The organism is Variovorax raffinosi, assembly GCF_051216615.1.
In the GTDB taxonomy this organism is placed as follows: Bacteria; Pseudomonadota; Gammaproteobacteria; order Burkholderiales; family Burkholderiaceae_C; genus Variovorax.
Genome location: NZ_JBPJZR010000010.1, coordinates 99,770 through 120,896 on the forward strand (window position 1 = coordinate 99,770; position 21,127 = coordinate 120,896).

20 protein-coding genes are annotated in these 21,127 nt (G+C 68.1%); 15 read left to right on the forward strand and 5 right to left on the reverse strand.

The window, feature by feature from the left end; all coding sequences use genetic code 11:
- Nucleotides 1-151 precede the first annotated feature (151 nt).
- The 12 genes from ACSFB7_RS26415 to ACSFB7_RS26470 all read left to right on the forward strand — a co-directional run bounded on the left by ACSFB7_RS26415 (nucleotide 152) and on the right by ACSFB7_RS26470 (nucleotide 13,158).
- Complete coding sequence (locus ACSFB7_RS26415) at nucleotides 152-1,180, forward strand: branched-chain amino acid ABC transporter permease (RefSeq protein WP_435475308.1); 1,029 nt, start codon at nucleotides 152-154, stop codon at nucleotides 1,178-1,180.
- Complete coding sequence (locus ACSFB7_RS26420) at nucleotides 1,177-3,099, forward strand: branched-chain amino acid ABC transporter ATP-binding protein/permease (protein WP_435475309.1); 1,923 nt, start codon at nucleotides 1,177-1,179, stop codon at nucleotides 3,097-3,099. The genes ACSFB7_RS26415 and ACSFB7_RS26420 overlap by 4 nt, the downstream gene beginning before the upstream one ends.
- Nucleotides 3,096-3,827: an ABC transporter ATP-binding protein gene (locus ACSFB7_RS26425; RefSeq protein WP_435475310.1), complete on the forward strand. Its 732-nt coding sequence runs from the start codon at nucleotides 3,096-3,098 to the stop codon at nucleotides 3,825-3,827. The genes ACSFB7_RS26420 and ACSFB7_RS26425 overlap by 4 nt, the downstream gene beginning before the upstream one ends.
- A 180-nt stretch (nucleotides 3,828-4,007) precedes the next feature.
- Nucleotides 4,008-6,059 (forward strand): phenylacetic acid degradation bifunctional protein PaaZ, encoded by a 2,052-nt coding sequence (gene paaZ, locus ACSFB7_RS26430; protein WP_435475311.1) that lies wholly within the window; start codon nucleotides 4,008-4,010, stop codon nucleotides 6,057-6,059.
- Nucleotides 6,059-6,817, forward strand: coding sequence for an SDR family NAD(P)-dependent oxidoreductase (locus tag ACSFB7_RS26435; protein ID WP_435475312.1), 759 nt, complete (start codon nucleotides 6,059-6,061; stop codon nucleotides 6,815-6,817). The genes paaZ and ACSFB7_RS26435 overlap by 1 nt, the downstream gene beginning before the upstream one ends.
- Before the next feature lie 29 nt (nucleotides 6,818-6,846).
- Nucleotides 6,847-7,407: a methyltransferase family protein gene (locus ACSFB7_RS26440; protein ID WP_435475313.1), complete on the forward strand. Its 561-nt coding sequence runs from the start codon at nucleotides 6,847-6,849 to the stop codon at nucleotides 7,405-7,407.
- Nucleotides 7,408-7,520: 113 nt separating this feature from the next.
- The gene (locus ACSFB7_RS26445) at nucleotides 7,521-7,970 is read left to right on the forward strand and encodes a hypothetical protein (RefSeq protein ID WP_435475314.1); all 450 of its coding nucleotides are present in this window, start codon (nucleotides 7,521-7,523) and stop codon (nucleotides 7,968-7,970) included.
- 191 nt (nucleotides 7,971-8,161) lie between these two features.
- The gene (locus tag ACSFB7_RS26450; RefSeq protein ID WP_435475315.1) at nucleotides 8,162-8,746 is read left to right on the forward strand and encodes a phosphatase PAP2 family protein; all 585 of its coding nucleotides are present in this window, start codon (nucleotides 8,162-8,164) and stop codon (nucleotides 8,744-8,746) included.
- Nucleotides 8,743-9,804, forward strand: a complete 1,062-nt coding sequence (locus ACSFB7_RS26455) for a glycosyltransferase family 2 protein (protein ID WP_435475316.1) — start codon at nucleotides 8,743-8,745, stop codon at nucleotides 9,802-9,804. The genes ACSFB7_RS26450 and ACSFB7_RS26455 overlap by 4 nt, the downstream gene beginning before the upstream one ends.
- Nucleotides 9,801-11,417: an ArnT family glycosyltransferase gene (locus ACSFB7_RS26460; protein ID WP_435475317.1), complete on the forward strand. Its 1,617-nt coding sequence runs from the start codon at nucleotides 9,801-9,803 to the stop codon at nucleotides 11,415-11,417. Before ACSFB7_RS26455 ends, ACSFB7_RS26460 begins: the two co-directional genes overlap by 4 nt.
- Entirely contained in the window at nucleotides 11,404-12,279 is an 876-nt protein-coding gene (locus tag ACSFB7_RS26465) for a ChbG/HpnK family deacetylase (protein WP_435475318.1), read from the forward strand. Before ACSFB7_RS26460 ends, ACSFB7_RS26465 begins: the two co-directional genes overlap by 14 nt.
- Nucleotides 12,280-12,354: 75 nt before the next feature.
- Entirely contained in the window at nucleotides 12,355-13,158 is an 804-nt protein-coding gene (locus ACSFB7_RS26470) for a CPBP family intramembrane glutamic endopeptidase (protein WP_435475319.1), read from the forward strand.
- Nucleotides 13,159-13,167: 9 nt separating this feature from the next.
- On the opposite strand, the gene ACSFB7_RS26475 is transcribed toward ACSFB7_RS26470, so the two are convergent.
- The 4 genes from ACSFB7_RS26475 to ACSFB7_RS26490 all read right to left on the reverse strand — a co-directional run bounded on the left by ACSFB7_RS26475 (nucleotide 13,168) and on the right by ACSFB7_RS26490 (nucleotide 16,923).
- A complete protein-coding gene (locus ACSFB7_RS26475) occupies nucleotides 13,168-13,776 on the reverse strand; it encodes a flavin reductase family protein (protein ID WP_435475320.1) in 609 nt (202 codons plus the stop codon).
- A gap of 85 nt (nucleotides 13,777-13,861) precedes the next feature.
- On the reverse strand, nucleotides 13,862-15,421 hold the full coding sequence (locus tag ACSFB7_RS26480; protein WP_435475461.1) for a TerC family protein: 1,560 nt from the start codon (nucleotides 15,419-15,421) through the stop codon (nucleotides 13,862-13,864).
- Between the two features lie 239 nt (nucleotides 15,422-15,660).
- On the reverse strand, nucleotides 15,661-16,134 hold the full coding sequence (locus ACSFB7_RS26485; RefSeq protein ID WP_435475321.1) for a hypothetical protein: 474 nt from the start codon (nucleotides 16,132-16,134) through the stop codon (nucleotides 15,661-15,663).
- Nucleotides 16,135-16,197: 63 nt separating this feature from the next.
- Nucleotides 16,198-16,923 carry a hypothetical protein gene (locus ACSFB7_RS26490; RefSeq protein ID WP_435475322.1) on the reverse strand — a complete coding sequence of 242 codons (726 nt, stop codon included), beginning with the start codon at nucleotides 16,921-16,923 and terminating at the stop codon, nucleotides 16,198-16,200.
- 338 nt (nucleotides 16,924-17,261) lie between these two features.
- Between ACSFB7_RS26490 and ACSFB7_RS26495 the strand changes: the two genes are divergently transcribed.
- From ACSFB7_RS26495 to ACSFB7_RS26505, 3 genes are all read left to right on the forward strand, one after another.
- Nucleotides 17,262-18,176 carry a class I SAM-dependent methyltransferase gene (locus tag ACSFB7_RS26495; RefSeq protein WP_435475323.1) on the forward strand — a complete coding sequence of 305 codons (915 nt, stop codon included), beginning with the start codon at nucleotides 17,262-17,264 and terminating at the stop codon, nucleotides 18,174-18,176.
- 101 nt (nucleotides 18,177-18,277) lie between these two features.
- Entirely contained in the window at nucleotides 18,278-18,400 is a 123-nt protein-coding gene (locus ACSFB7_RS26500; RefSeq protein WP_435475324.1) for a hypothetical protein, read from the forward strand.
- Complete coding sequence (locus tag ACSFB7_RS26505; RefSeq protein WP_435475325.1) at nucleotides 18,397-20,055, forward strand: SulP family inorganic anion transporter; 1,659 nt, start codon at nucleotides 18,397-18,399, stop codon at nucleotides 20,053-20,055. The genes ACSFB7_RS26500 and ACSFB7_RS26505 overlap by 4 nt, the downstream gene beginning before the upstream one ends.
- On the opposite strand, the gene ACSFB7_RS26510 is transcribed toward ACSFB7_RS26505, so the two are convergent.
- The gene (locus tag ACSFB7_RS26510; RefSeq protein WP_435475326.1) at nucleotides 20,030-20,986 is read right to left on the reverse strand and encodes an AraC-like ligand-binding domain-containing protein; all 957 of its coding nucleotides are present in this window, start codon (nucleotides 20,984-20,986) and stop codon (nucleotides 20,030-20,032) included. The genes ACSFB7_RS26505 and ACSFB7_RS26510 overlap by 26 nt on opposite strands.
- Nucleotides 20,987-21,127 lie beyond the last annotated feature (141 nt).

Sequence of the window (21,127 nt, forward strand, 5' to 3'; positions counted from 1 at the left end):
GGGCCGGGGTGGGGGCACGACGGCATACGACACAAGGCACTGCGCCGAACAGGTGCCGCTTGCCCCCATCCCGACCTTCCCCCAAAGGGGGAAGGAGCCATGCAGCGGCAGACACTGATTCGACACACGGGCCGAGCCCAAAGGTTTTTTTATGGATTCGCAGATCGCCCTGCTTCTGGGGCAGGACGGCATCGTCAACGGTGCCGTCTACGGTTTGATGGCGCTCGCGCTGGTGCTGGTTTTTTCAGTCACGCGCGTCATCTTCATTCCCCAGGGCGAGTTCGTCGCCTTCGGGGCGCTCTCGATGGCGATGCTGCAGGCCGGCCGCGTGCCGGCCACGCTGTGGCTGCTGCTGGCGCTGGCGGTGGTGGTGCTGGTGATCGAGTTCTGGCGCTGGAAGCGCGGCGCGGTGGTCGACTGGGCTTCCGCGCTCGCATGGTGCGTGGTGCTGCCGCTGGCCGCCGCCGCGCTGGTGCTGCTGCTCAAGCCCACCTCGATGGCGGGGCAGACGCTGACCACGCTCATCCTCATCATGCCGCTCGGCCCGCTGCTCTATCGCCTGGCCTACCGGCCGCTGGCGGATGCCAACGTGCTGATGCTGCTGATCGTCTCGGTCGCGCTGCATGGCGTGCTGGTCGGGCTGGGCCTGTTGTTCTTCGGTGCCGAAGGTTCGCGCACCACGGCGTTCTCCGAAGCGCGCTTCGACGTCGGCGGCATTCCGGTCAGCGGACAGGCGCTGGTGGTGGTCGGCGTCACGCTGCTGCTGGTGATTGCCATGTTCCTTTTCTTCGGCCGCTCGATGGTCGGCAAGGCATTGCGCGCCACCGCCATCAACCGCGTCGGCGCACGGCTGTCGGGCATTCCGACCGAGCTGTCGGGTGACCTGAGCTTCGCGCTCGCCGCGCTCATCGGCGCGGTGTCGGGCCTGCTGATCGCGCCGCTGACCACCGTGTACTACGACACCGGCTTTCTCATCGGCCTGAAGGGCTTCGTGGCCGCCATCGTCGGCGGGCTCGCCAGCTATCCGCTCGCGCTGCTCGGCGCGCTGCTGGTCGGCCAGCTCGAAGCCTTCGCCTCTTTCTGGGCCAGCCCTTTCAAGGAAGTGCTGGTCTTCACCCTGATCATTCCGGTGCTGTGGTGGCGTTCGCTGCGCAGCCATCACGTGGAGGACGAGGAATGAACCCGTCTTCGAACAACATCGCTGCCGTCGACAACGCGCCCCCCGTGGGCAAGCCGCTGGTCACGCCGCGCCAGCTCACGCTGGTCTTCGTGGTCCTGCTGGCGCTGGCCTGGGGCTTCTTGCCCGAGTTCACGGTCTCGGTGCTCAGCAACATCGGCCTGTATGCGCTGGTCGCGGCCGGGCTGGTCATGCTGACCGGCGTGGGCGGCATGACCTCCTTCGGCCAGGCCGCGTTCGTCGGCATGGGCGCCTATGCCACCGCGTGGATCTGCACCTCGCCCACCGCCGCCGCATGGCTGGGCGGCGCGGTCAGCCCCGCGCTGCTGCCATGGGCCGGCCTGCTGCTGGGCCTGGTCTTCACCTTCGCGCTGGCCTGGGCGCTGGGCGCGGTCACGCTCAAGCTGCAGGGCCACTACCTGCCGCTGTGCACCATCGCCTGGGGCCTGAGCCTGTACTACCTGTTCGGCAACATGGAGTTCCTGGGCGGGCAGACCGGCATCACCGGCGTGCCACCGCTGGTGATCGCGGGCGTCTCGCTGGCCACGCCGCGCGCGCTGGGCGTGGTGATCTGGGCCGTGCTGCTGCTTGCGCTGTGGGCACTGCACAACCTGCTCGATTCGCGCGAAGGCCGCGCCATCCGCGCGCTCAAGGGCGGACGGCTGATGGCCGAGTCGATGGGCGTGGACACGGCCCGCCACCGCATCAAGCTCTTCGTGCTGGCCGCGCTGCTCGCGGCGGTCTCGGGCTGGCTCTACGCGCACCTGCAGCGCTTCGTGAACCCGACGCCCTTCAACCTGAACATCGGCATCGAGCTGCTGTTCATGGCGGTGGTCGGCGGTGCGGGGCACCTGTGGGGCGCTGTGCTCGGCGCCTCGCTCATCACGCTGCTGAAAGAGAAGCTGCAGGACGTGCTGCCCGCGCTGCTCGGCACCAGCGGCAACTTCGAAGTGATCGTGTTCGGCTTGCTGATGCTGTTCGTGCTGCAGCGCTTTGCGGACGGCCTGTGGCCCACGCTGGCGCGACTGACGAGCCGCTGGGTGCGCAATGACACGAAGGCTGTGGCGACCACGACGACAACGACAGCGACATCGAAGACCGCACCCGCACAACTCGCGCAGCGCACGCTGCCCGCGAGCGGTGAACTGCTGCTGCAGGCCGACAACGTCAGCAAGCGCTTCGGCGGCCTCGTTGCCAACAACGAGATCTCGATGACGCTGAAGGCCGGCGAGATCCACGCGCTGATCGGCCCGAACGGGGCAGGCAAGAGCACCTTCTTCAACATGATCTCGGGCGTGGACGATCCCAGTTCCGGCGAAGTGCGGCTCTCGGGCCAGTCGATGGCCACCAAGCCTTCGCGCGCTTTTGCCGCGCTGGGCCTGGGCCGCACCTTCCAGCATGTGCGCCTGCTCGGGCAGCGCAGCGTGGTCGAGAACGTCGCGCTCGGCGCCCATCTGCGCGCCAAACGCGGCTGGCTGTCGGCGATGCTGCGGCTCGACCGCGCGGAAGAAGCCGCGCTGATGGCCGAAGCCCGCCGCCAGATCGAACGCTGCGGCCTCGGCGCGCATGCCGACACGCCGGCCGCTTCGCTCTCGCTCGGCCAGCAACGCGTGGTCGAGATCGCGCGCGCACTGGCCGGCCAGCCGTCGCTGCTGCTGCTCGACGAACCCGCCGCCGGCCTGCGCCATCTTGAAAAGCGCGCGCTCTCCGTGCTGCTGAGCCAGTTGCGCGCCGAAGGCCTGGGCATCCTCGTGGTGGAACACGACATGGAATTCGTGATGAACCTTGCCGACCGCATCACCGTGCTGGAGTTCGGCACCGTCATCGCCACCGGCACGCCCGCCGAAGTGCAGGCCAACCCGCGCGTGCTCGAAGCCTATCTGGGCGGCGCCGACGACGAACTGCTGGAAGACGCCCGATGAGCACGCCCATTCTTCAACTGGACGGTTTCTGCGTCGCCTACCGCAGTGTCGAGGCGGTGCACAGCGTGCACCTGCATGTGAACGAAGGCGAGATCGTCACCGTGATCGGCCCGAACGGCGCCGGCAAGACCACGCTGCTGTGCGCGGCAATGGGCCTGCTGCCCTCCACCGGCAGCCTCTCGCTGCATGGCGAACGCATCGCCCGCCCCGGCGTCGAGACCATGGTGGCGCGCGGCGTGGCACTGGTACCCGAGCGGCGCGAGCTGTTCGGCGAGATGTCGGTCGAAGACAACCTGCTGCTCGGCGGCTTCTACCAGTGGCGCAAAGGCAAACGCGACCAGCGTGCGCGCATGGAAGAAGTGTTCGAGATCTTTCCGCGCCTGCGCGAACGCCGGCCGCAGATGGCTTCGACACTGTCGGGCGGCGAACGCCAGATGCTGGCCATCGGCCGTGCACTGATGGCACGGCCCCGGCTGCTGATGCTCGACGAACCGTCGCTCGGCCTGGCGCCGCTGGTGGTGCGCGAAGTGTTGCGCGTGGTCGCGCAACTGCGCACCCATGGCGTCTCGGTGCTGCTGGTGGAACAGAACGCACGCGCCGCGCTGCAGGTGGCCGACCGCGCCTATGTGCTGGAGATGGGCGACGTGGCACTGGAAGGCAACGCGCGCGAACTGCTGCATGACCAACGAATCATCGATACCTACCTGGGCATCGGCAACAAACACTGATCCGCTGCCTCGCTCCCGGTCTTTCTCCCTCCCCTTCCGGGGGAGGGTCGGGGTGGGGGCAAGCGGCACTTGATGAAGCACTGCGCCGAACGAGCCATGCCCCCATCCCAGCCTTCCCCCAGAGGGGGAAGGAGCAAGACCCGAACGGCCTCATCCGTCATTGATGAAAAGGACACCGACATGACCACCCTTCAAAGCTACATCGCCGGCCGCTGGATCGGCAAGGAAGCCTCGCAGCCACTGCGCAGCGCCATCAACGGCACCGCAGTGGCCAGCACGCACGCCGAAGCCATCGACTTCGCCGAGGCGCTGAACCACGCGCGCCGCGTCGGCCTGCCCGCGCTGATGGCGCTGGACTTCCAACAGCGCTCCGAACGCCTGAAGGCGCTCGCCAAGTTCCTCGCCGCGAACAAGGAAACGCTCTACGCGATCTCGGCCCACACCGGCGCCACCCGCGCCGACAGCTGGATCGACATCGAAGGCGGCGCCGGCACGCTCAGCGCCTACGCCGGCATCGGCACCAACGAGCTGCCTTCGGGCAACCTCGTGCACGAAGGCCCGGCTTTCCCGCTCGGCAAGAAGGGCGGCTTCGCGGGCACGCACATCCTGGTGCCGCGCGGTGGCGTGGCGGTGCACATCAACGCATTCAACTTCCCGGTGTGGGGCCTGCTCGAGAAATTCGCGCCCAGCTTCCTCGCGGGCATGCCCTGCATCGGCAAGCCGGCCACGGCCACCAGCTACCTCACCGAAGCGCTGGTGCGGCTCATCGTGCAATCGGGCATCCTGCCCGAAGGCAGCCTGCAACTGGTGATTGGCGGCACGGGCGACCTGCTCGACCGGCTCGAAGGGCCGGACGTGCTCACCTTCACCGGCTCGGCCGACACGGCAGCCAGGCTGCGCGTGAACGCGAACCTGGTGCGCCAATCGATCCCGTTCAACGCCGAGGCCGATTCGCTGAACTGCGCGATCCTCGCTCCCGACGTGACGCCCGACGACGAGGAGTTCGATCTCTTCGTGAAAGAGGTGGCGCGCGAGATGACCATCAAGGCCGGCCAGAAGTGCACGGCCATCCGCCGCGCGATCGTGCCGCGCCAGCACCTCGATGCCGTGGCCGAGCGCCTGCGCGCGCGGCTTGCGAAGACCGTCATCGGCGATCCGTCGCGCGAAGAAGTGCGCATGGGCGCCCTCGCCTCGCATGCGCAGCAGGTCGATGTGGCCGAGCGCGTCGCGACGCTGCTGCAAGGCGCCGAGCTGGTGTACGGCGAGCGCGACGGCTTCTCGCCGGTCGGCGACGGCGTGAGCGAAGGCGCCTTCTTCGCGCCCACGCTGCTGCTGAGCCGCAAGCCGCTCGAACACGATGCGGCGCACGACGTCGAAGCCTTCGGCCCCGTCAGCACGCTCATGCCCTACGACGGCATCGACGAAGCATTGGCACTGGCCGCGCGCGGCCGTGGCAGCCTGGTCGGCACGCTGGTCACGCGCGACCCGGCCATCGCAGCCAAGGCGATCCCTGTCGCCGCCGCCTGGCATGGCCGCCTGCTGGTGCTCGACCGCGAAGCCGCCGCCGAATCGACCGGCCACGGCTCGCCGCTGCCGCAGCTCAAGCACGGCGGCCCCGGCCGCGCGGGTGGCGGCGAAGAACTCGGCGGCCTGCGCGCCGTGAAGCACTACCTGCAACGCGCCGCGGTGCAGGGTTCGCCCACCATGCTGGCCGCGATCACCCGCGAACATGTGCGCGGCGCGGCCGTGCGCGAGAGCGACATCCATCCCTTCCGCCGCTATTTCGAAGACCTGCAGATCGGCGACTCGCTGCTCACGCACCGCCGCACCGTCGGCGAGGCCGACATCGTGGCCTTCGGCGGCATCTCGGGCGACTACTTCTACATGCACTTCGACGAAGTGGCGGCGAAAGAGTCGCCCTTCGGCAAGCGCATCGCGCACGGCTACTTCGTGCTGTCGGCGGCGGCCGGCCTGTTCGTGTCGCCCGCGCCGGGCCCGGTGCTGGCCAACTACGGCCTGGACACGCTGCGCTTCGTCAAGCCCGTGGGCATCGGCGACACCATCCGCGCGCGCCTGACCTGCAAGCGCAAGATCGACCGCAACAAGAAGGACGCGAGCGGCCAGGGCCAGGGCGTGGTGGCGTGGGATGTGGAAGTGACGAACCAGGACGGCGAGCTGGTCGCCAGCTACGACATCCTGACCCTCGTCTCCAAGAAGCCCGAGGCCTCCTGATGTTCGATCTCACCGGCAAGACAGCGCTCGTCACCGGCGGCAATGGCGGCATCGGCCTGGGCATGGCCCAGGGGCTGGCCAGGGCCGGTGCCCGCGTCATCGTCGCCGCGCGCAACGCGCAGAAATCGGCCGCCGCGATCAAGGCTTTGAAGGCGCTGGGCAGCGACAGCTTCGCGCTCGAAGCCGACGTGAGCGACGAGGCCTCGGTGCAGAAGCTGTTCGACGAAGTCGCAGCGCGTTGCGGGCGGCTCGACATCCTCGTCAACAACGTCGGCATCACGGTACGCAAGCCGGTCGACCAGCTCTCGCTGGACGAGTGGAACAAGGTGCTGGGCACCAACCTCACGAGCGCCTTTCTGTGCAGCCGCGCCGCGCATCCGCACCTGAAGGCGGCGGGTGGCGGCAAGATCATCAACATCGGCTCGATGATGTCGATCTTCGGCGCGCCCTATGCACCGGCCTACGCCGCGAGCAAGGCGGGCATCGTGCAGCTCACCAAGTCGACGGCGCTGTCGTGGGCGGCGGACAACATCCAGGTCAATGCCATCTTGCCGGGTTGGTTCGAGACCGAACTCACCGACGGCGCGCGCAGCCAGATCCCGGGCCTGTACGACCGCGTGGTGGCACGCGCCGCCGCCGGCCGCTGGGGCCAGCCCGCCGACATCGCGGGCACGGCCGTGTTTCTGGCGAGCCCCGCGTCGGACTACGTGACGGGCACGGCCATTCCGGTCGACGGCGGGTTTTCGATATCCGGCTGACGCGCGCGGCCCGTGTAGATTCGGCCGCCATGCTCTTCTGGTTCCAGCTCATCGTTTTCATCGCCGGCACGGCCGCGCTGCTGTATGTCTCGCGCGGGCCGTTGCGCCAGCCCGGCTCGCACGGCTTCTATCGCTTCTTCGCGTGGGAATGCATGCTCGTGCTGATCCTCGTGAACCTGCCGGTGTGGCATGTCGATCCGCTCTCGGTGACGCAACTGCTGTCGTGCGTGTTCCTGGCGCTGTCGATCTGGCTGCCGATCCATGCGGTGCGGTTGCTCAAGGCGCAGGGCAAGCCGAGCGACGCACGCAATGACGACCCGGCCCTCTATGGTTTCGAGAAGACTTCGTCGCTCGTGACCACGGGCGCCTTCCGCTACATCCGCCACCCGATGTACACGGCGCTCATGCTGCTGGCCTGGGGCGCGTTTCTCAAGCAGTTCACCTGGCTCACGCTGGCGCTGGTGCTCGCGGCCACGCTGCTGCTGTTTCTGACGGCGCTGCGCGACGAGAAGGAATGCATCGCGCATTTCGGCGATGCCTACCGCGCGTACATGCGCGGCACGCGGCGCTTCATTCCGTTCGTGCTGTAGCGCAGCTGGCGCGGGGGCGCGCTTATCTTATACACGCACCCCGTGACATTACCTTGCGGGAAGCTGACGCGGAAGATCAGGTTCCATTCACGAGAGCAGCCTAGGATTCCCGCATGCTGCTCGCACGCGTACGCCGTTTTGCTGAAGCGCACTACAGGATGTGGTGCGTGGCGGGCGTGTTCCTGATTCTTCTGCAGCCCTTCATTGCGGTTCACTTCCGCTGCGACGGACTGGAAGACGAACCGATGCTGCGCGTGCGCAGCCTCGGCGACACCACGCAGTTCGAGGCCGACGACCGCGCGGACCATCCGAACGACCACGAGACCACGGTGTTCGCCCAGGCGCCGGCGAGCATCGACCACCCCGACGCCTTGCTGTCCGCGCTGGACGGCTTCATGGCGATGGTGTTGGCCCTTCTGCCGCTGGCCCTGGTGATGACCCGGCTGGTCACGCCGGTCGAGCGCGAGGCGCCCGAGCACGTGCCGCCGCATGGCGGGGCACCACCTGCCACACGACCCTGGCGGCGACTGCCGCCCACCGCGGCCCCGCCCTACGGGATCTGAGAAGCGACGCCTCGCGCGCCGCATTTTCCCGCTGCCTTGCGCTGCCGCGCAGATGCGTTGCCGTGTGTCGCCGCGGGCTCTTTTCCTCGTCGAAAGGTCCTGACCGTGACCCATTTTTTCTGGCATGCATGCGGCAACCGGTGCCGTCGTGCGCCCCTCTTTTTCTTCGGCCCTCTCGCGGGGGTGGCCTTGTGAACGCGCTGAATCTCACCCTCTTTCAATGGATCGCCGCCGGCAGCCAGCCTACGCCCTGGGTGCTTGCGATCGCGACCAGCCTGGCCCTCTGGGGCAGTTGGCTCTGCGCCGGCCTCATCGCCGTGGCCCTGTGGCGGCATGCTGCCGACCGCGCCTACCTGTGCGTCGTGGCCGCGATGGCGGGGCTGACCTCGCTGATGTCGCATGCCATCGCGGTGTCGCTCAACGTGGCCCGGCCCTTCGTGCAGGGGCTGGCACCGGCCTACATCGAGCATGCCGGTCGCGGGTCGTTGCCCAGCACGCACGCGGCCGTCATGTTCATGGTGGCACTGGCCTTCCTGCTGCGCCCCAACCTGCGCCGGCTCGGCGTGCCGCTGCTGGCATTGGCCGCCGCCACCGGCTGGGCACGCGTCTACGTGGGCGTGCATTTCCCGCTCGACATCGTCGCGGGCCTGCTGCTGGGCGGTGTGATCGCCGGGCTGCTCGCCGCCGTGCTGTGGATCGTTCATTTTTTCGCAATGCGCTCTGGTCATGCTTCCGCCAACGGACACGAGACCAAGTCGCTCTGGAGGCCTTCATGACTTCTCCCACCACTGCAAGACATTCGCGCACCGGCGCGGGCCTCGGTGCAATCGCCTCCCCCGCCACGGAAACCGCGCCGCAAGCCGCCACGCCGGTGACGGCCCAGACGCAGCCGCGCAGCATCTCGTGCGTGATCCCCTGCTACAACGAGGCCGCCAACCTGCGGCACCTGCTGCCGCTGCTCGAAGACATCCTGTGGGCCACGCGGCTGCGCTGGGAAATCATCGTGGTGGACGACGGCAGCACCGACGACACCGCCACCGTCGCGCAGGCGTGGTGCGAGCTGTCGGGCTTTCGCTGCATCTCGCTGTCGCGCAATTTCGGCAAGGAAGCCGCGCTCACCGCCGGCCTTGCGGCGGCCAACGGCGATGCGGTGGTGCTGCTCGACGGCGACCTGCAACATACGCCCGAGCTCATCCACGCCATGATCGCGCAGTGGGTGGCCGGTGCCGAGGTGGTGTACGCAGTGCGCCAGGAGCGCAGCGACGAAAGCCGCTTCAAGCAGATCGGCAGCAAGCTCTTCTACAAGTTCGTCAATTCCTCCGACCGCTTCGAGGTGCCCAAGGACGCGGGCGACTTCCGCCTGATGGACCGCAAGGTGGTCGATGCATTGATGAGCCTGCCCGAGCGCAGCCGCTTCATGAAGGGCCTGTACGCGTGGGTGGGCTTTAGAGCCGTGGCGCTGCCCTACACGCCCGCGCCGCGCGCCGAAGGCACCACCACGTTCAACGCGCGGCGGCTGCTGAACCTGGCCATCGACGGGCTCACCGCCTTCACCACTTGGCCGCTGCGCCTGGTCAGCGTGGCGGGCCTGATGCTCGCGGTGCCGGCCTTCGCCTATGGCGCCTACGTGGCCGTGGACCACCTGCTGTTCGGCAACTCCGTCTCGGGCTGGACCACCATCGTCGTGAGCCTGATGTTCTTCATCGGCATCCAGATGATCTCCACCGGCATCGTGGGCGAGTACATCGCGCGCATCTACGAAGAGGTCAAGGGCCGTCCGCTGTACGTGGTGCGCCGCGAACACGGCAGCGGTCTCGAGGCCGAAGAGACATGAAGCGCGCCGGCAATGGCCGGTGGACATCGCCGCAGCCCCTGTGGCTCATCGCCGCGATCTTCGCCTGGCTCCTGGTGACGGCCTGGGCGCGCCCGTTGATGGCGCCCGACGAAGGCCGCTATGCCAGCGTCGCGCTGTCGATGCTGCATTCCGGCGACTGGCTGGTGCCCCGGCTCGACGGCCTGCCCTTCTTCCACAAGCCGCCGCTGTTCTACTGGATCGGCGCGGCCGCGATGGCGGTGACGGGGCCGGTGGAATGGGCCGCGCGGCTGCCCTCGCTGCTGGGCGGCGGCGTGGCGGCTTCGGCGCTGTTCCTCTTCCTGCGACGGTGGTCGACGGAGCGGCAGGCGCTGCTGTCCACGGTGGTGCTGGTGACCACGCCCTTCTTTTTTCTGGGCGCACAGTTCGCGAACCTCGACATGCTGGTGGCCGGCTGCATCTCGGCCACCGTGCTGCTGGCTGCCGCCGCCGCGCTGGCCCGCGAACGCGCCGAGCCCTGGCGGGCGCTGCTGGCCGGTGCCTACCTGTTCGCTGCCGCCGGGCTGCTGGCCAAGGGGCTGATCGGCGTGGTGCTGCCCGTGGGCGTGCTGCTGATCTGGTGCGTGGCCACGCGCAGGCCGTCGGTTCTTCGGCTGTCGGTCTGGCTGCCCGGCTGGGCGATCCTGCTGGCGGTGGCGGGCCCGTGGTTCGTGGCGATGCAGATGAAGTACCCGGAGTTCTTCGACTACTTCGTCATCACGCAGCACTTCAGGCGCTTCGCTTCCTCGGGCTTCAACAACGAGCACGGCCTCTGGTTCTACCTGCCGGTGCTGGCGGGCTTCACGCTGCCGTGGTTCGCCTGGGTGCTGGTGCCACGGCACAAGGACGAAGACGCGCGGCCCCGGCTGTCCGATGTCGACTGGCTGATGTGGATCTGGCTCGCGGTGATCGTGGTCTTCTTCTCGCTGCCGCGCTCCAAGCTCGTGGGCTACGTGCTGCCGGCGCTGCCACCGCTGGCCTACCTGATCGCGCAGCGCGTGCTGGCGGGCCGGTCGATGGAAGCGCTGCTGCCCAAGGTGCGCGCAACCGCGCTGGCATCCGCCGCCGTGTGCGTGGCCGTCGTGGCCGCCGTCGCGATCTACGAAGTGCCACCCGCCGCCCGGCTGCGCCTGCCCGCGGGCCAGGCCGTGGCTGAGGGCGACCAGGTGCTGATGCTCGACAGCTATTCCTATGAGATCCCGTTCTACTGGAACCTGCGCCAGCCGGTGCTGATCTCGGACGACTGGAAGGCCGCCGCCACCGACACCCGCGACAACTGGCGCAAGGAAGTCGTGGACGCCGGCCGCTTCGAACCCGCGCGCGCCGCCCGCACGCTGGTCGACCGCACGCAACTCGCCACCACGCTGTGCGTGCCCCGCACCACCTGGCTGGTGGGGCCGAGCAATGCGCAACTCGACAACCCCTGGCTGGCCCACGTGCAGTTGGTGGCGGCGCACGAGACCGTCGCGGCCTGGCGCTTCGCGGGCAGCGTCACAAGCGACCCGCACTGCCTGGATGTCGAGGCCGCCGCGCCCACACCTTCCATACCTCAACCCACACCCCAACCTGCAACAGGAACGAATGGCGACGACTGAGACTTCCGGCCCTTCGGGGCCGACGACGACCCGCTACCTGTGCATCTGCGCGGACGACTTCGGCATGAGCGCGGGCATCAACGCGGCCGTGCTCGACCTCGCCGCACAGGGGAAGATTTCCGCGACCAGTTGCATGGTGCGGCGCGGCGCGTGGATCGAGGGTGCAAGGGCGCTCAAGCAGGTCGACCCCGCGCGGCTCGACACCGGGCTGCACCTCGACCTCACGCGCCCCGACACGGCCGACGGCTTCGAGCCCGGCCTGTTCGGGCTGCTCGCGCGGACCTACACGCGCACCGCGTTCACACCGGCGCTCTATGCGGACATCCGCGACCAGCTCAGCCGCTTCGAGGACGCCATGGGCCGGGCACCCGCGTTCGTCGACGGGCACCGGCACGTGCATCAGTTTCCGGTGGTGCGGGACCTCCTGGTCGAGGAAATCGCGCGGCGCTACCCGGCGTCGCCACCCTGGATCCGCTACACCGCACCGGTCTGGCGCGGCGGCCCCGAGCGGCTGAAGGCCCAGGTCATCCATGCGCTGGGCGGCGCGCGGCTGGCCGCGCTCGCCCGCAAGCGCGGCATTCCCGTGAGCCGCCGCCTGCTGGGCGTCTACGATTTTTCGGGCGACACGCAGGGCTACGAGGCGCGGCTGTCCGAGTGGCTTTCCGAATGCCGCACGGGCGATGTGCTGATGTGCCACCCCTCCGCCGGCGCCAACCTGCCGGGCGACCCGCACGGGGCGGCCCGGTTGCGCGAATACACGGCGCTGCGGCGCCTGGCGTTCCCGGTGCAGGGGCTGCCCGGCCAGATCGCGCTGGCGCCGTTGTCGCAGCTCTTCGGGCGGGGAGAGCTGGCCATCGCCTAGCGCCGGCGTGACTCGGCGCGGCGGTAGGTAATATGCGCGCCTCCCCTTCCCCCGAGCGCCACGCGTCCGAGATCCATGCACTCCCCGAAAAGCGCGGCCTTTCCCTCGGCGGCACAAGCCGCCCTCCTGTTCCTGGCGCTGTTCCTGTGCGAACTGGTCGTCGGCGCCGCGCTGCGGGACGCCAACGGACTGCTCGGGCTGAACGGCATGCAGATCGGCGTGCTCTCGGCCGTGCTGGGCAACGGCTGCGTGTTCGCGGTGGTGATGCATTTCCAGCAGCTCACCTACCGCGAGCTGTTCCACCGCTCGCCCACCTCCGCCGGGGCCACGCTGATGTTCGTGGTGCCGCCGGTGCTGCTGCTGGTGCCCGCGCTGCTGCTCACCATCACGTCGATGCTGAACCTGCTGATGCGGGTGATGCCGCTCTCGGCCTGGGAAGAATCATTGTTCAGTCGCATGGCCGACGGCAGCATCGCGGCCGTGCTGGCGGTGTGCGTCATGGCGCCGCTGCTGGAAGAAATGCTGTTTCGCGGCATCGTGCTGCGCGGCTTCCTGCAGCGCTATTCGCGCTGGCAGGCCATCTGCCTGTCGGCGCTGCTGTTCGGCGCGGCGCACATGAACATCTACCAGTTCGTGGTCGGCTTCGTCATGGGCGTGGTGCTGGCGTGGCTGTACGAGCGCACGCGCTCGCTCATTCCCTGCATTGCCCTGCATGCCACCTACAACACCGCCACGCTGCTGCTGGGCGAATGGCTCGGTGCCGCGTCGCCGCAACGCATGCTGTGGATGCTGCTGCTGGCCACCGTGGCGGCCGCCTGCGGCGCGCTGGCCCTGCGGCAGATGCTGGTGGTGCCTGCCGCGCGCGGCACCGCGCGTTAGCAACTCGCTTCAGCCGTTCACAGGCGGGAACGGCCGCGCATCGACCGCCTCGCCATCGACGATGAAGTGCCCGCCCGCCACATGGTGCAGCGTGCGCAGTTCGTCATGGCCGGTGAAGTTCCAGCGCCCGTCGGCGAACACGCGGGCATCGGCCTGCGCCGCGATCACTTCGCCCAGGAACAGGTCGTAGCGCTGCTGGATCGGCGGCTCGGGCAGCAGCCGGCATTCGAGCCAGGCCACGCAGTCTTCGAGCAGCGGCGCATCGGTCGCCACGCCCGCGAAGGTCTGCAGGCCGTAGGCCGCGAACTTGTCATGCCCCGCGCGCTCGACGATCTCGCGGCCCGAGCTGTTGCCCAGCGCTTCCGTCAGATCGAGCTGCGCGCGCGACGGCACCTGCAGCGCGAAGCTGCCCGCGCCTTCGAGCAGCACGCGCGTCCAGGTGCTCTTGTCGAGCACCACGGCCACCTTGGGCGGATCGAAGTCCAGCGGCATGGCCCAGGCCGCGGCCATGATGTTGCGCTGGCCGCCGTGCGCGGCACTCACCAGCACGGTGGGGCCGTGGTTCAGCAGGCGGTAGGCCTTGTTCAACGGAACCGGCCGGCGGTGAGAGGCATTCATGCGCGTGGGATGAAAGTGGTTGCGGGATGGGAAGCGCGCCAGCCTACTACCAAATCGGCCCTTGCCTCATCAACCCATCAACCGGTCAGGCGCCGGATTCCGGCGCCGGCAGCCGCCGCACGGCCACCGTCCGGATGCGCTGCGCGTCCACGTCGGTCACCACGAACTCGTATCCGTCGTGCACCCACGTCGCCTTGGCCGGCGGCAGCCCGCCGAAGCGGGCCAGCAGGAAGCCCGCGACCGAGGTGTAGCTGTCGTCGTCGCTCACGAGGCCGTGGGTCTGCAGCGCCTGTTCGAGCAGGTGCAGGTCGGCGCTGCCGGACACGGTCCATGCATCGGGTGCGGTCTGCAGGATCTCCAGGGTCTCGTCCTCGTCGGGGAACTCGCCGGCAATCGCCTCCAGCACATCGATGGGCGTGACCACGCCGGTCAGGGTGCCGTGCTCGTCGTTGACCAGCGCGAGCTGCCCGCGCGCACCGCGCAGCGTGTCGATGAGCCGGATCACCGTGGTCGATTCGGGCACGTAGATCGGCGTGCGCAGGCCGCCGTGCGCGTCGATCTTTCCGTCGCGCAGCAGGTGGCCCAGCAGGTCCTTCGCGCGCGCCACGCCGACCACGTCGTCGAGCGAGCCGCGGCACACGGGGAAGATGCCGTGCGGCGTGTCGAGCAATTGCTCGCGCACCGCATCGGGGTCGTCGTTCAGGTCGACCCATGAGATGTCGGCGCGCGGCGTCATCACCGAGCGCACATTGCGATCGGCCAGCGACAGCACGCCGCTGACCATGTTGCGCTCTTCGACGGCAAAGGCCGGCTGCGCTGCCGATGCCGCACCGGATACGCCGCCCGCAGGCACCGGCTCGCCGGGCGCGCGGCCACCGAGCAGCCGGATGATGGATTCGGCCGTGCGGTCGCGCAGCGGACGGCGCGCCTCGTGCCGCAGCGCATTGCGCTTGGCCCACTGGTTCAGCGTCTCGATCATCACGGAGAAGCCGATGGCACCATACAGGTAGCCCTTCGGAATATGAAAGCCCAGGCCTTCGGCCACCAGGCTCAGGCCGATCATCAGCAGGAAGCTCAGGCACAGCACCACCACGGTCGGGTGCGCGTTGACGAAACGCGTGAGCGGCTTCGATGCCCACAGCATGATGCCGATGGAGATGACGACGGCCGCCATCATCACCGGCAGGTGCTCCACCATGCCCACGGCGGTGATCACCGCGTCGAGCGAGAACACGGCGTCGAGCACCACGATCTGCGTGACCACCAGCGCGAAGCCCGCATAGGCGGTCGAGCCGCTGGCCGTGTGCGTCACGCCCTCCAGCCGCTCGTGCAGTTCCGACGTGGCCTTGAACAGCAGGAACAGGCCGCCCAGCAGCAGGATCAGGTCGCGGCCCGAAAAACCCTGGCCGAACACGCTGAACAGCGGCGTGGTCAGCGTGACCAGCCACGAAACGATCGACAGCAGCGCCAGCCGCATGAAGAGCGCCAGGCTCAGGCCGATCAGCCGCGCCCTGTCGCGCTGATGCGGCGGCAGCTTCTCCGCGAGGATCGCGATGAAGATCAGGTTGTCGATGCCCAGCACGATCTCCAGGACGACCAGCGTCAGGAGGCCGATCCAGGCGGCGGGGTCGGTAAGAAGTTCGATCATGAAAAGAAAGCGCGCGAGCAACAGGTGCAGCCCGGCATGGCGCAAGCCATGTCGGGCGACAGGAAAAAGGCGGGGGGAAGATTCGCTGCGAAGGCGTTGTGGGCAACGCAGCGGTGCAGACAAAAGCTGGCGCAGGCCAGCGACCTACTGGGAGGCTCTGAAGAGGATTTCACCCCCGCAGTTTATCGAACCCCGTTTTGACGGCCTGGTGCCAAGAGGTTTTCAGCCTCTGCGAATCAACGATAGGCGTCGCACAGTGCCAGGTATTCGTCGCCCGAAATCTGCAGCGCGGTCGCGCGGCGCAACACACGCGCCTTCGGCTTGGGCAGGTCGGTCTTGATCTGGATCTGCTTGCCGATGGGAATGCCCATGTAGCTCTGGTTGACCCAGATGTTCTCGACGATGTTCTGCCATGGAATCAGCAGGCCGTTCTCGAAAGTCAGGCCCTGATGGCCCACCACGAACGCGGGTGTCGTGATGTTGCCCAGTTGCCGGATGCACTTGAAGGCCAGCCATGCGGCCAGCAGGCCGAACGCCGCCGCGATGAGGATGCCGATGTTCTTGTCCTGCGCGCGAATGCACAGGACGGCCAGCACGCACGCCACCACCACCCAGAGGATGGCACCGGCGATCAGGCGCGAGCGGGAGTAGAAGACCGGACGGTCCTGGCGGGTCTTTTCCTGCTGGCTGGTGGAGCTGTAGATTTCCATTTTTTTCCTGATTCGCTTTTGTGTTGGAGTGGTTGAAGAAAAGAGAGACAAAAAAAGAATGGCTCAGGCAGAGGGAAGATGCTGCATCAGACAGGCCATGAGAACAGGCTCGTTGTCGATCTTCGAGCGATCGATCTTGCGGGCCTTTCCGTTGGCGACGATCACGAGGTGTTCGTCCACGTCCATGCCCTCTTCATCGGACTGCGTGCGAATGGTGTCGATGCTCGACCATGCAATGAGCTGGCCCTTGTGCACCAGCCCCTCGGCATTCAGACCGAGCGCGCCGAAGGCCACGGTGTCGCCGGCATGCACGCGCCGGTCGACGTCGTGCCGCAGCACTTCGCTGATGGCCTCTTCCACTTCGGCGACCAGCGCGGCTGCGTTGTCCCACAGGTCCAGCCGCAGCCGCAGCGTCTTGCCCTTGCGCGTGGTGATCAGCACATGGTTGCGGTTGTGGCGATGGCGCAGGCGAGTCACGTCGGCGAAGGCGATGATGTCGCCGCCCAGTTGCATGCCGTGCGCGCCGACCGTCAGCACCTTCGGCGTGCGCCACCATGCAAGGAAGTCGCTGCCCTTCCAGAAGATCAGGTAGATGGCGGCGGGGATCGCAAGCACCAGCACGAAGAAGGCGCCCTTGTAGCGAACGAAGTCCGCGGTGATCAGGTAGGGAAGGATGTAGATCTTCGCCGGCACCAGCATCATGGCGCAGAAGACATAGATCGCGGCCAGGCCGGCGAGCACACAGTAGAACGCGTAGCGCGGAAAGATTCGGGCGTGACGAATGGGCATGTGAATGGCCCAGTGCGTCGACAACGGGCGTGGTGGCGTGAACAAAAAACGGTGCGCGCAACCATACCAGCGCGATGCGTCGCGCAAGGGCCGTGAGAGGCCGTCCGGTGTCTCTTTTTGCGAATGAAAACGTGCGTCGAAGAAGTGGCTAATTAGGAAGAATTAAGTTTGGCGCTTACTTCGGCACAACCGCTGCTTAAGCATTCATGGTGCCTGCGCGACAAGCGCGGCCGCCGCTGCTGGCGCACCACGGGCACCGGATCGCCTTGAGCAAAGCCCTGTACAGATGCGTCGCGGGGGCCGACACTTCGCGCCCTCTCAACGCCGGAGCCTCTTCAGTGAATCCATCACATGCCAGCCGCACCGCCCTTGCCACCTCGCTCATGCGGGCCCTTCATTCGCGCAGCGACCCGGCCCCGCTGCTGGACGATCCGTGGGGCGACCGTCTCGTTCCGGAGACCGTGCGCGCGGCCTTCCGCGAGCGGGCGATGGCGCAACGAGATCCTTCGGATACCGACGCAACGCCCGACGAAGTGCTTGACGCGGCACTGCATGCCAACGCGGGGTACCCCGAAGTCATCCTGCGCTCGCGCTACACGGAAGACGCACTGAAGGACGCCGTGGCCCGGGGCATCAACCAATACGTGATCGTCGGCGCGGGCTTTGACAGTTTCGTCTGCCGCCTCCCTGCGTGGGCCGAGGGCCTGACCATCTACGAAGTCGATCACCCGGCCACGCAGCAACTCAAGCGCCAGCGCCTGCGGGAGTGCGGCGTTGCCGAATCGCCTCTGGTGCATTTCATCGAGGCGGACCTGTCGGTCGAAGGCCTCGGCAGCGCGCTCGCGCGATCGCCGTTCCAGGCCACGAAGCCAAGCTTCTTCTCGTGGCTCGGCGTCACCGTATACCTCACGCGGCAGGCCAACCTTGCCGCCCTGCAGGCCATCGCCGCCTGCGCGCCCGCCGGCAGCGAACTGGTCCTCACCTACATCGACGAAACCGCCCTGCGCCCCGGCCACCAGAACGCCGAGGCCTTCCGCAAGCTGCAGAGCGAGGTGTCGGCGGTGGGCGAGGCTTTCCTTTGCGGCTTTGCCCCGGCGGACTTGAAGGCACTGCTGCTGGAAACGGGCTTCGCGCTGAAAGAGGACATGGACGGCCATCAAGCCCTGGCGCGCTACGACGCCAAGGGCGTCAACGGCTTCCAGCCCGCAGGGGCCGCGCACATCGCGCACGCCGTCAGGTTCCGGTCCGTCTGAGGCTGCTAGCGTGCGGGCCACTTGTGGCGCGGCCTGTCGATGGCGATGATGGCGCCGACGCGCTGCCACCGGTTTCAACAAGCACAACAAGAGGCCTTGCCATGACCGCCAAACCCAACCTGATCTCCGTCGCCCTCGACGAACGCCACCCGACCCGGATCAGCATCGACAAGGCCGTGGCACTCGCGCGCACCGCCGACCACCATCACAAGCCCGCACCGTGAACACCACGTCGCGCCGGCCCGGCATCGCCGACCTTGTGGCGGGCGTGTCCATCGCGGGCCTGCTGCTGCCCGAGGCGGTGGCCTATTCAGGCATCGCGGGGCTGCCGCCGCAAGCCGGTGTGATCGCGCTCTTCGCGGGCCTGCTGGTCTACGGCATCTTCGGCAGCAGCCGCTTCGCGATCGTCTCGGCCACCTCGTCGTCGGCGGCGGTGCTGTTCGCGGCCACCACCTCGATTCCCGGTGTCGATACCGCCACGCGGCTGGCGCTGGGCGCGGGCATCGTGCTGCTGGCGGGGGTCTTCTTCGTGATTGCCGGCATTGCCAAGCTCGGCGCGGTGTCGAGCCTGATCGCCAAGCCGGTGCTGCGCGGCTTCGCGCTCGGGCTGGCGCTGACCATCGTCATCAAGCAGTTGCCGAAGGTGCTGGCGGTGCAGCCCGCGCACAGCGATTTCTTCCGGCTCATCGCGGGCCTGGTGTCCGAGTGGCGGCACTGGAACCTGGCCGGCGCGGCGATGGCGCTGGCCGCACTGGTGCTGCTGCGCGTCCTCGCACGATGGCGCGCGGTGCCGGCGGCGCTGTTGGTGATCGTGTGCGGCATCGCGCTCGACGTGAGCGGGCTGTGCCATGCCTGGGGCGTGGCGGCGGTGGGGCCGATCTCGCTCGACTTCTCGCACCCGGGCGTGCCTTCGCTCGACCGCGCGCAATGGCTGGGGCTGGGCGAGCTGGCCTTTGCGATGGCGCTGATCCTCTATGCCGAGTCCTATGGCTCGATCCGCACCTTCGCGATGCGCCACGGCGACAACGTGTCGGCCAACCGCGACCTGCTCGCGCTGGGCGGCGCGAACCTGCTGTCGGCGCTGTTCCAGGGCATGCCGGTGGGCGCGGGTTATTCGGCCACCTCGGCCAACGAATCGGCAGGCGCGCAGAGCCGCGCGGCGGGCATCGTGGCGGGGCTCGTGGTGCTGGTGGCCGTGCTCACGCTGCTGCCGTGGATCGCGCACACGCCCGAGCCGCTGCTGGCGGCCATCGTCATCAACGCGGTGAGCCACTCGCTGAACCCTTCGTCGCTGCGGCCGTACTTCCATTGGCGGCGCGACCGGCTGGTGGCATTGGTGGCTGTTGCCGCCGTACTGCTGCTGGGCGTGCTCGACGGGCTGCTGGCCGCCATCGGCGTGAGCCTCTTGATGCTGCTGCGTGGTTTCTCTCGCACCACCGTGAGCTGGCTCGGTCGCCTGGGCCAGAGCCACGACTATGTAGACACCAGCCGCCACCCCGAGGCCGTGGTGCCGCCGGGCGTGCTGATCGCGCGACCCGAGGTGCCGCTGTTCTTCGGCAATGCGGATGCGGTGTTCGCGTCGATCCGTGCGCGCATCGACGCCACGCCAGGGCTGCAGCGCATGGTGCTGAGCCTCGAAGAATCGCCGGACCTGGATGCCACCAGCATCGAGGCGATGTGCGACTTTGCTGCCTACGTGCGCGTGCGCGGCGCGCGCCTGTCGCTGGCGCGCGTGAAGGACAACGTGCGCGACCTGCTTGCCAAGGTCGATTCGCCCGACCTCAAGGCCGAGGTGTATGCGCCGTGGAGCGTGGACGATGCGATGCAAGCGCCGCAGAACGCCGGCAGCAGCGTCAGCGCTGCGCCGCCTGCCGCCTGAACTCGCTCGGGCTGCCGCCCGTGTGCTCGCGGAACACGCGGCTGAAGTGCGAAAGGTTGCCGAAGCCGGCGGCCAGCGCGATGTCGGTGATGGAACGCGCCGCGTTCGCCGGATCGAGCAGCTCGCGGATGCTGACGGCCAGCCGCTGGTGCTGGATGTAGCCGGTCAGCGTTTCGTCGTCGCCCGCGAAGGCGCTGTGCAGCAGGCGCTTGCTGCAACGCAGGGCCAGCGCCATGCTGTCGATCGACAGGGCCGGGTCGTGCAGGTTCTGCGCAACGTGGCGGCGGATGCGGTCCTTCAGCGCTTCGCGCTGGGTCTGCGGTGTTTCCTGTCCCGCGAGTTCCATCAGCGACAGGCGCACCAACTGGATCAGCAATTCGCCCGCGCCGCGCGCGGCGGCCTCGCTCATGAAGGGCAGCTCCAGGTAGGTGCTGCGCATGGTCTCCAGCGCCACGCGCGAGATGCCGCTGCCTCCGCCGATGCGGCGCGCCACGAGGTCATTGAGCGGCAGTGCGGGCGTGGCGAGCTGGTCCTTCGGCAGCATCACGATCAGGTGGTCGCTGCGCTCGGGGTTGGCCACGGTGTAGTCGGCGGTGGTGTCGTAGAGCGTCCATCCGCCTGAACGCACGGCAGCGGCGCGGCCGCGCTGCGTGACCTCGGCCAGGCCCTGCCAGGGCGCGACGATCTTCAGGTAGGGCGCTTCGCTCATGCGCGCCATCTGTGTGGTGCGCAGCACGCGATGCCGATTGGCTTCGAGCCGCGTGAGGATCACGTCGCCCGCATGCGAGGCCGCAAGGTGGCCGTCGAATTCGCTGTCGTCGTACAGGTCGGAGCCCAGGCCGCCGAAGTGGCGCCACACCCACTCGCACCACAGCGGCCCGCGCTCCTTCGGCGGGATCTGGTCGGTGGACAGGAGCAGGGAGGCGGTCATGCAGGCGGGGACAGCGAGAACGAAAGATTTCAACACGGAGCCGGGGTGCCGCGCATTGTGAAGTGCCTTCAAGCCCCAAGGGATTTCGGGTTAACCACTAGGCGCGTGCACGCTGCGTCAAGTGCTTTGTGCGCGGCGGGC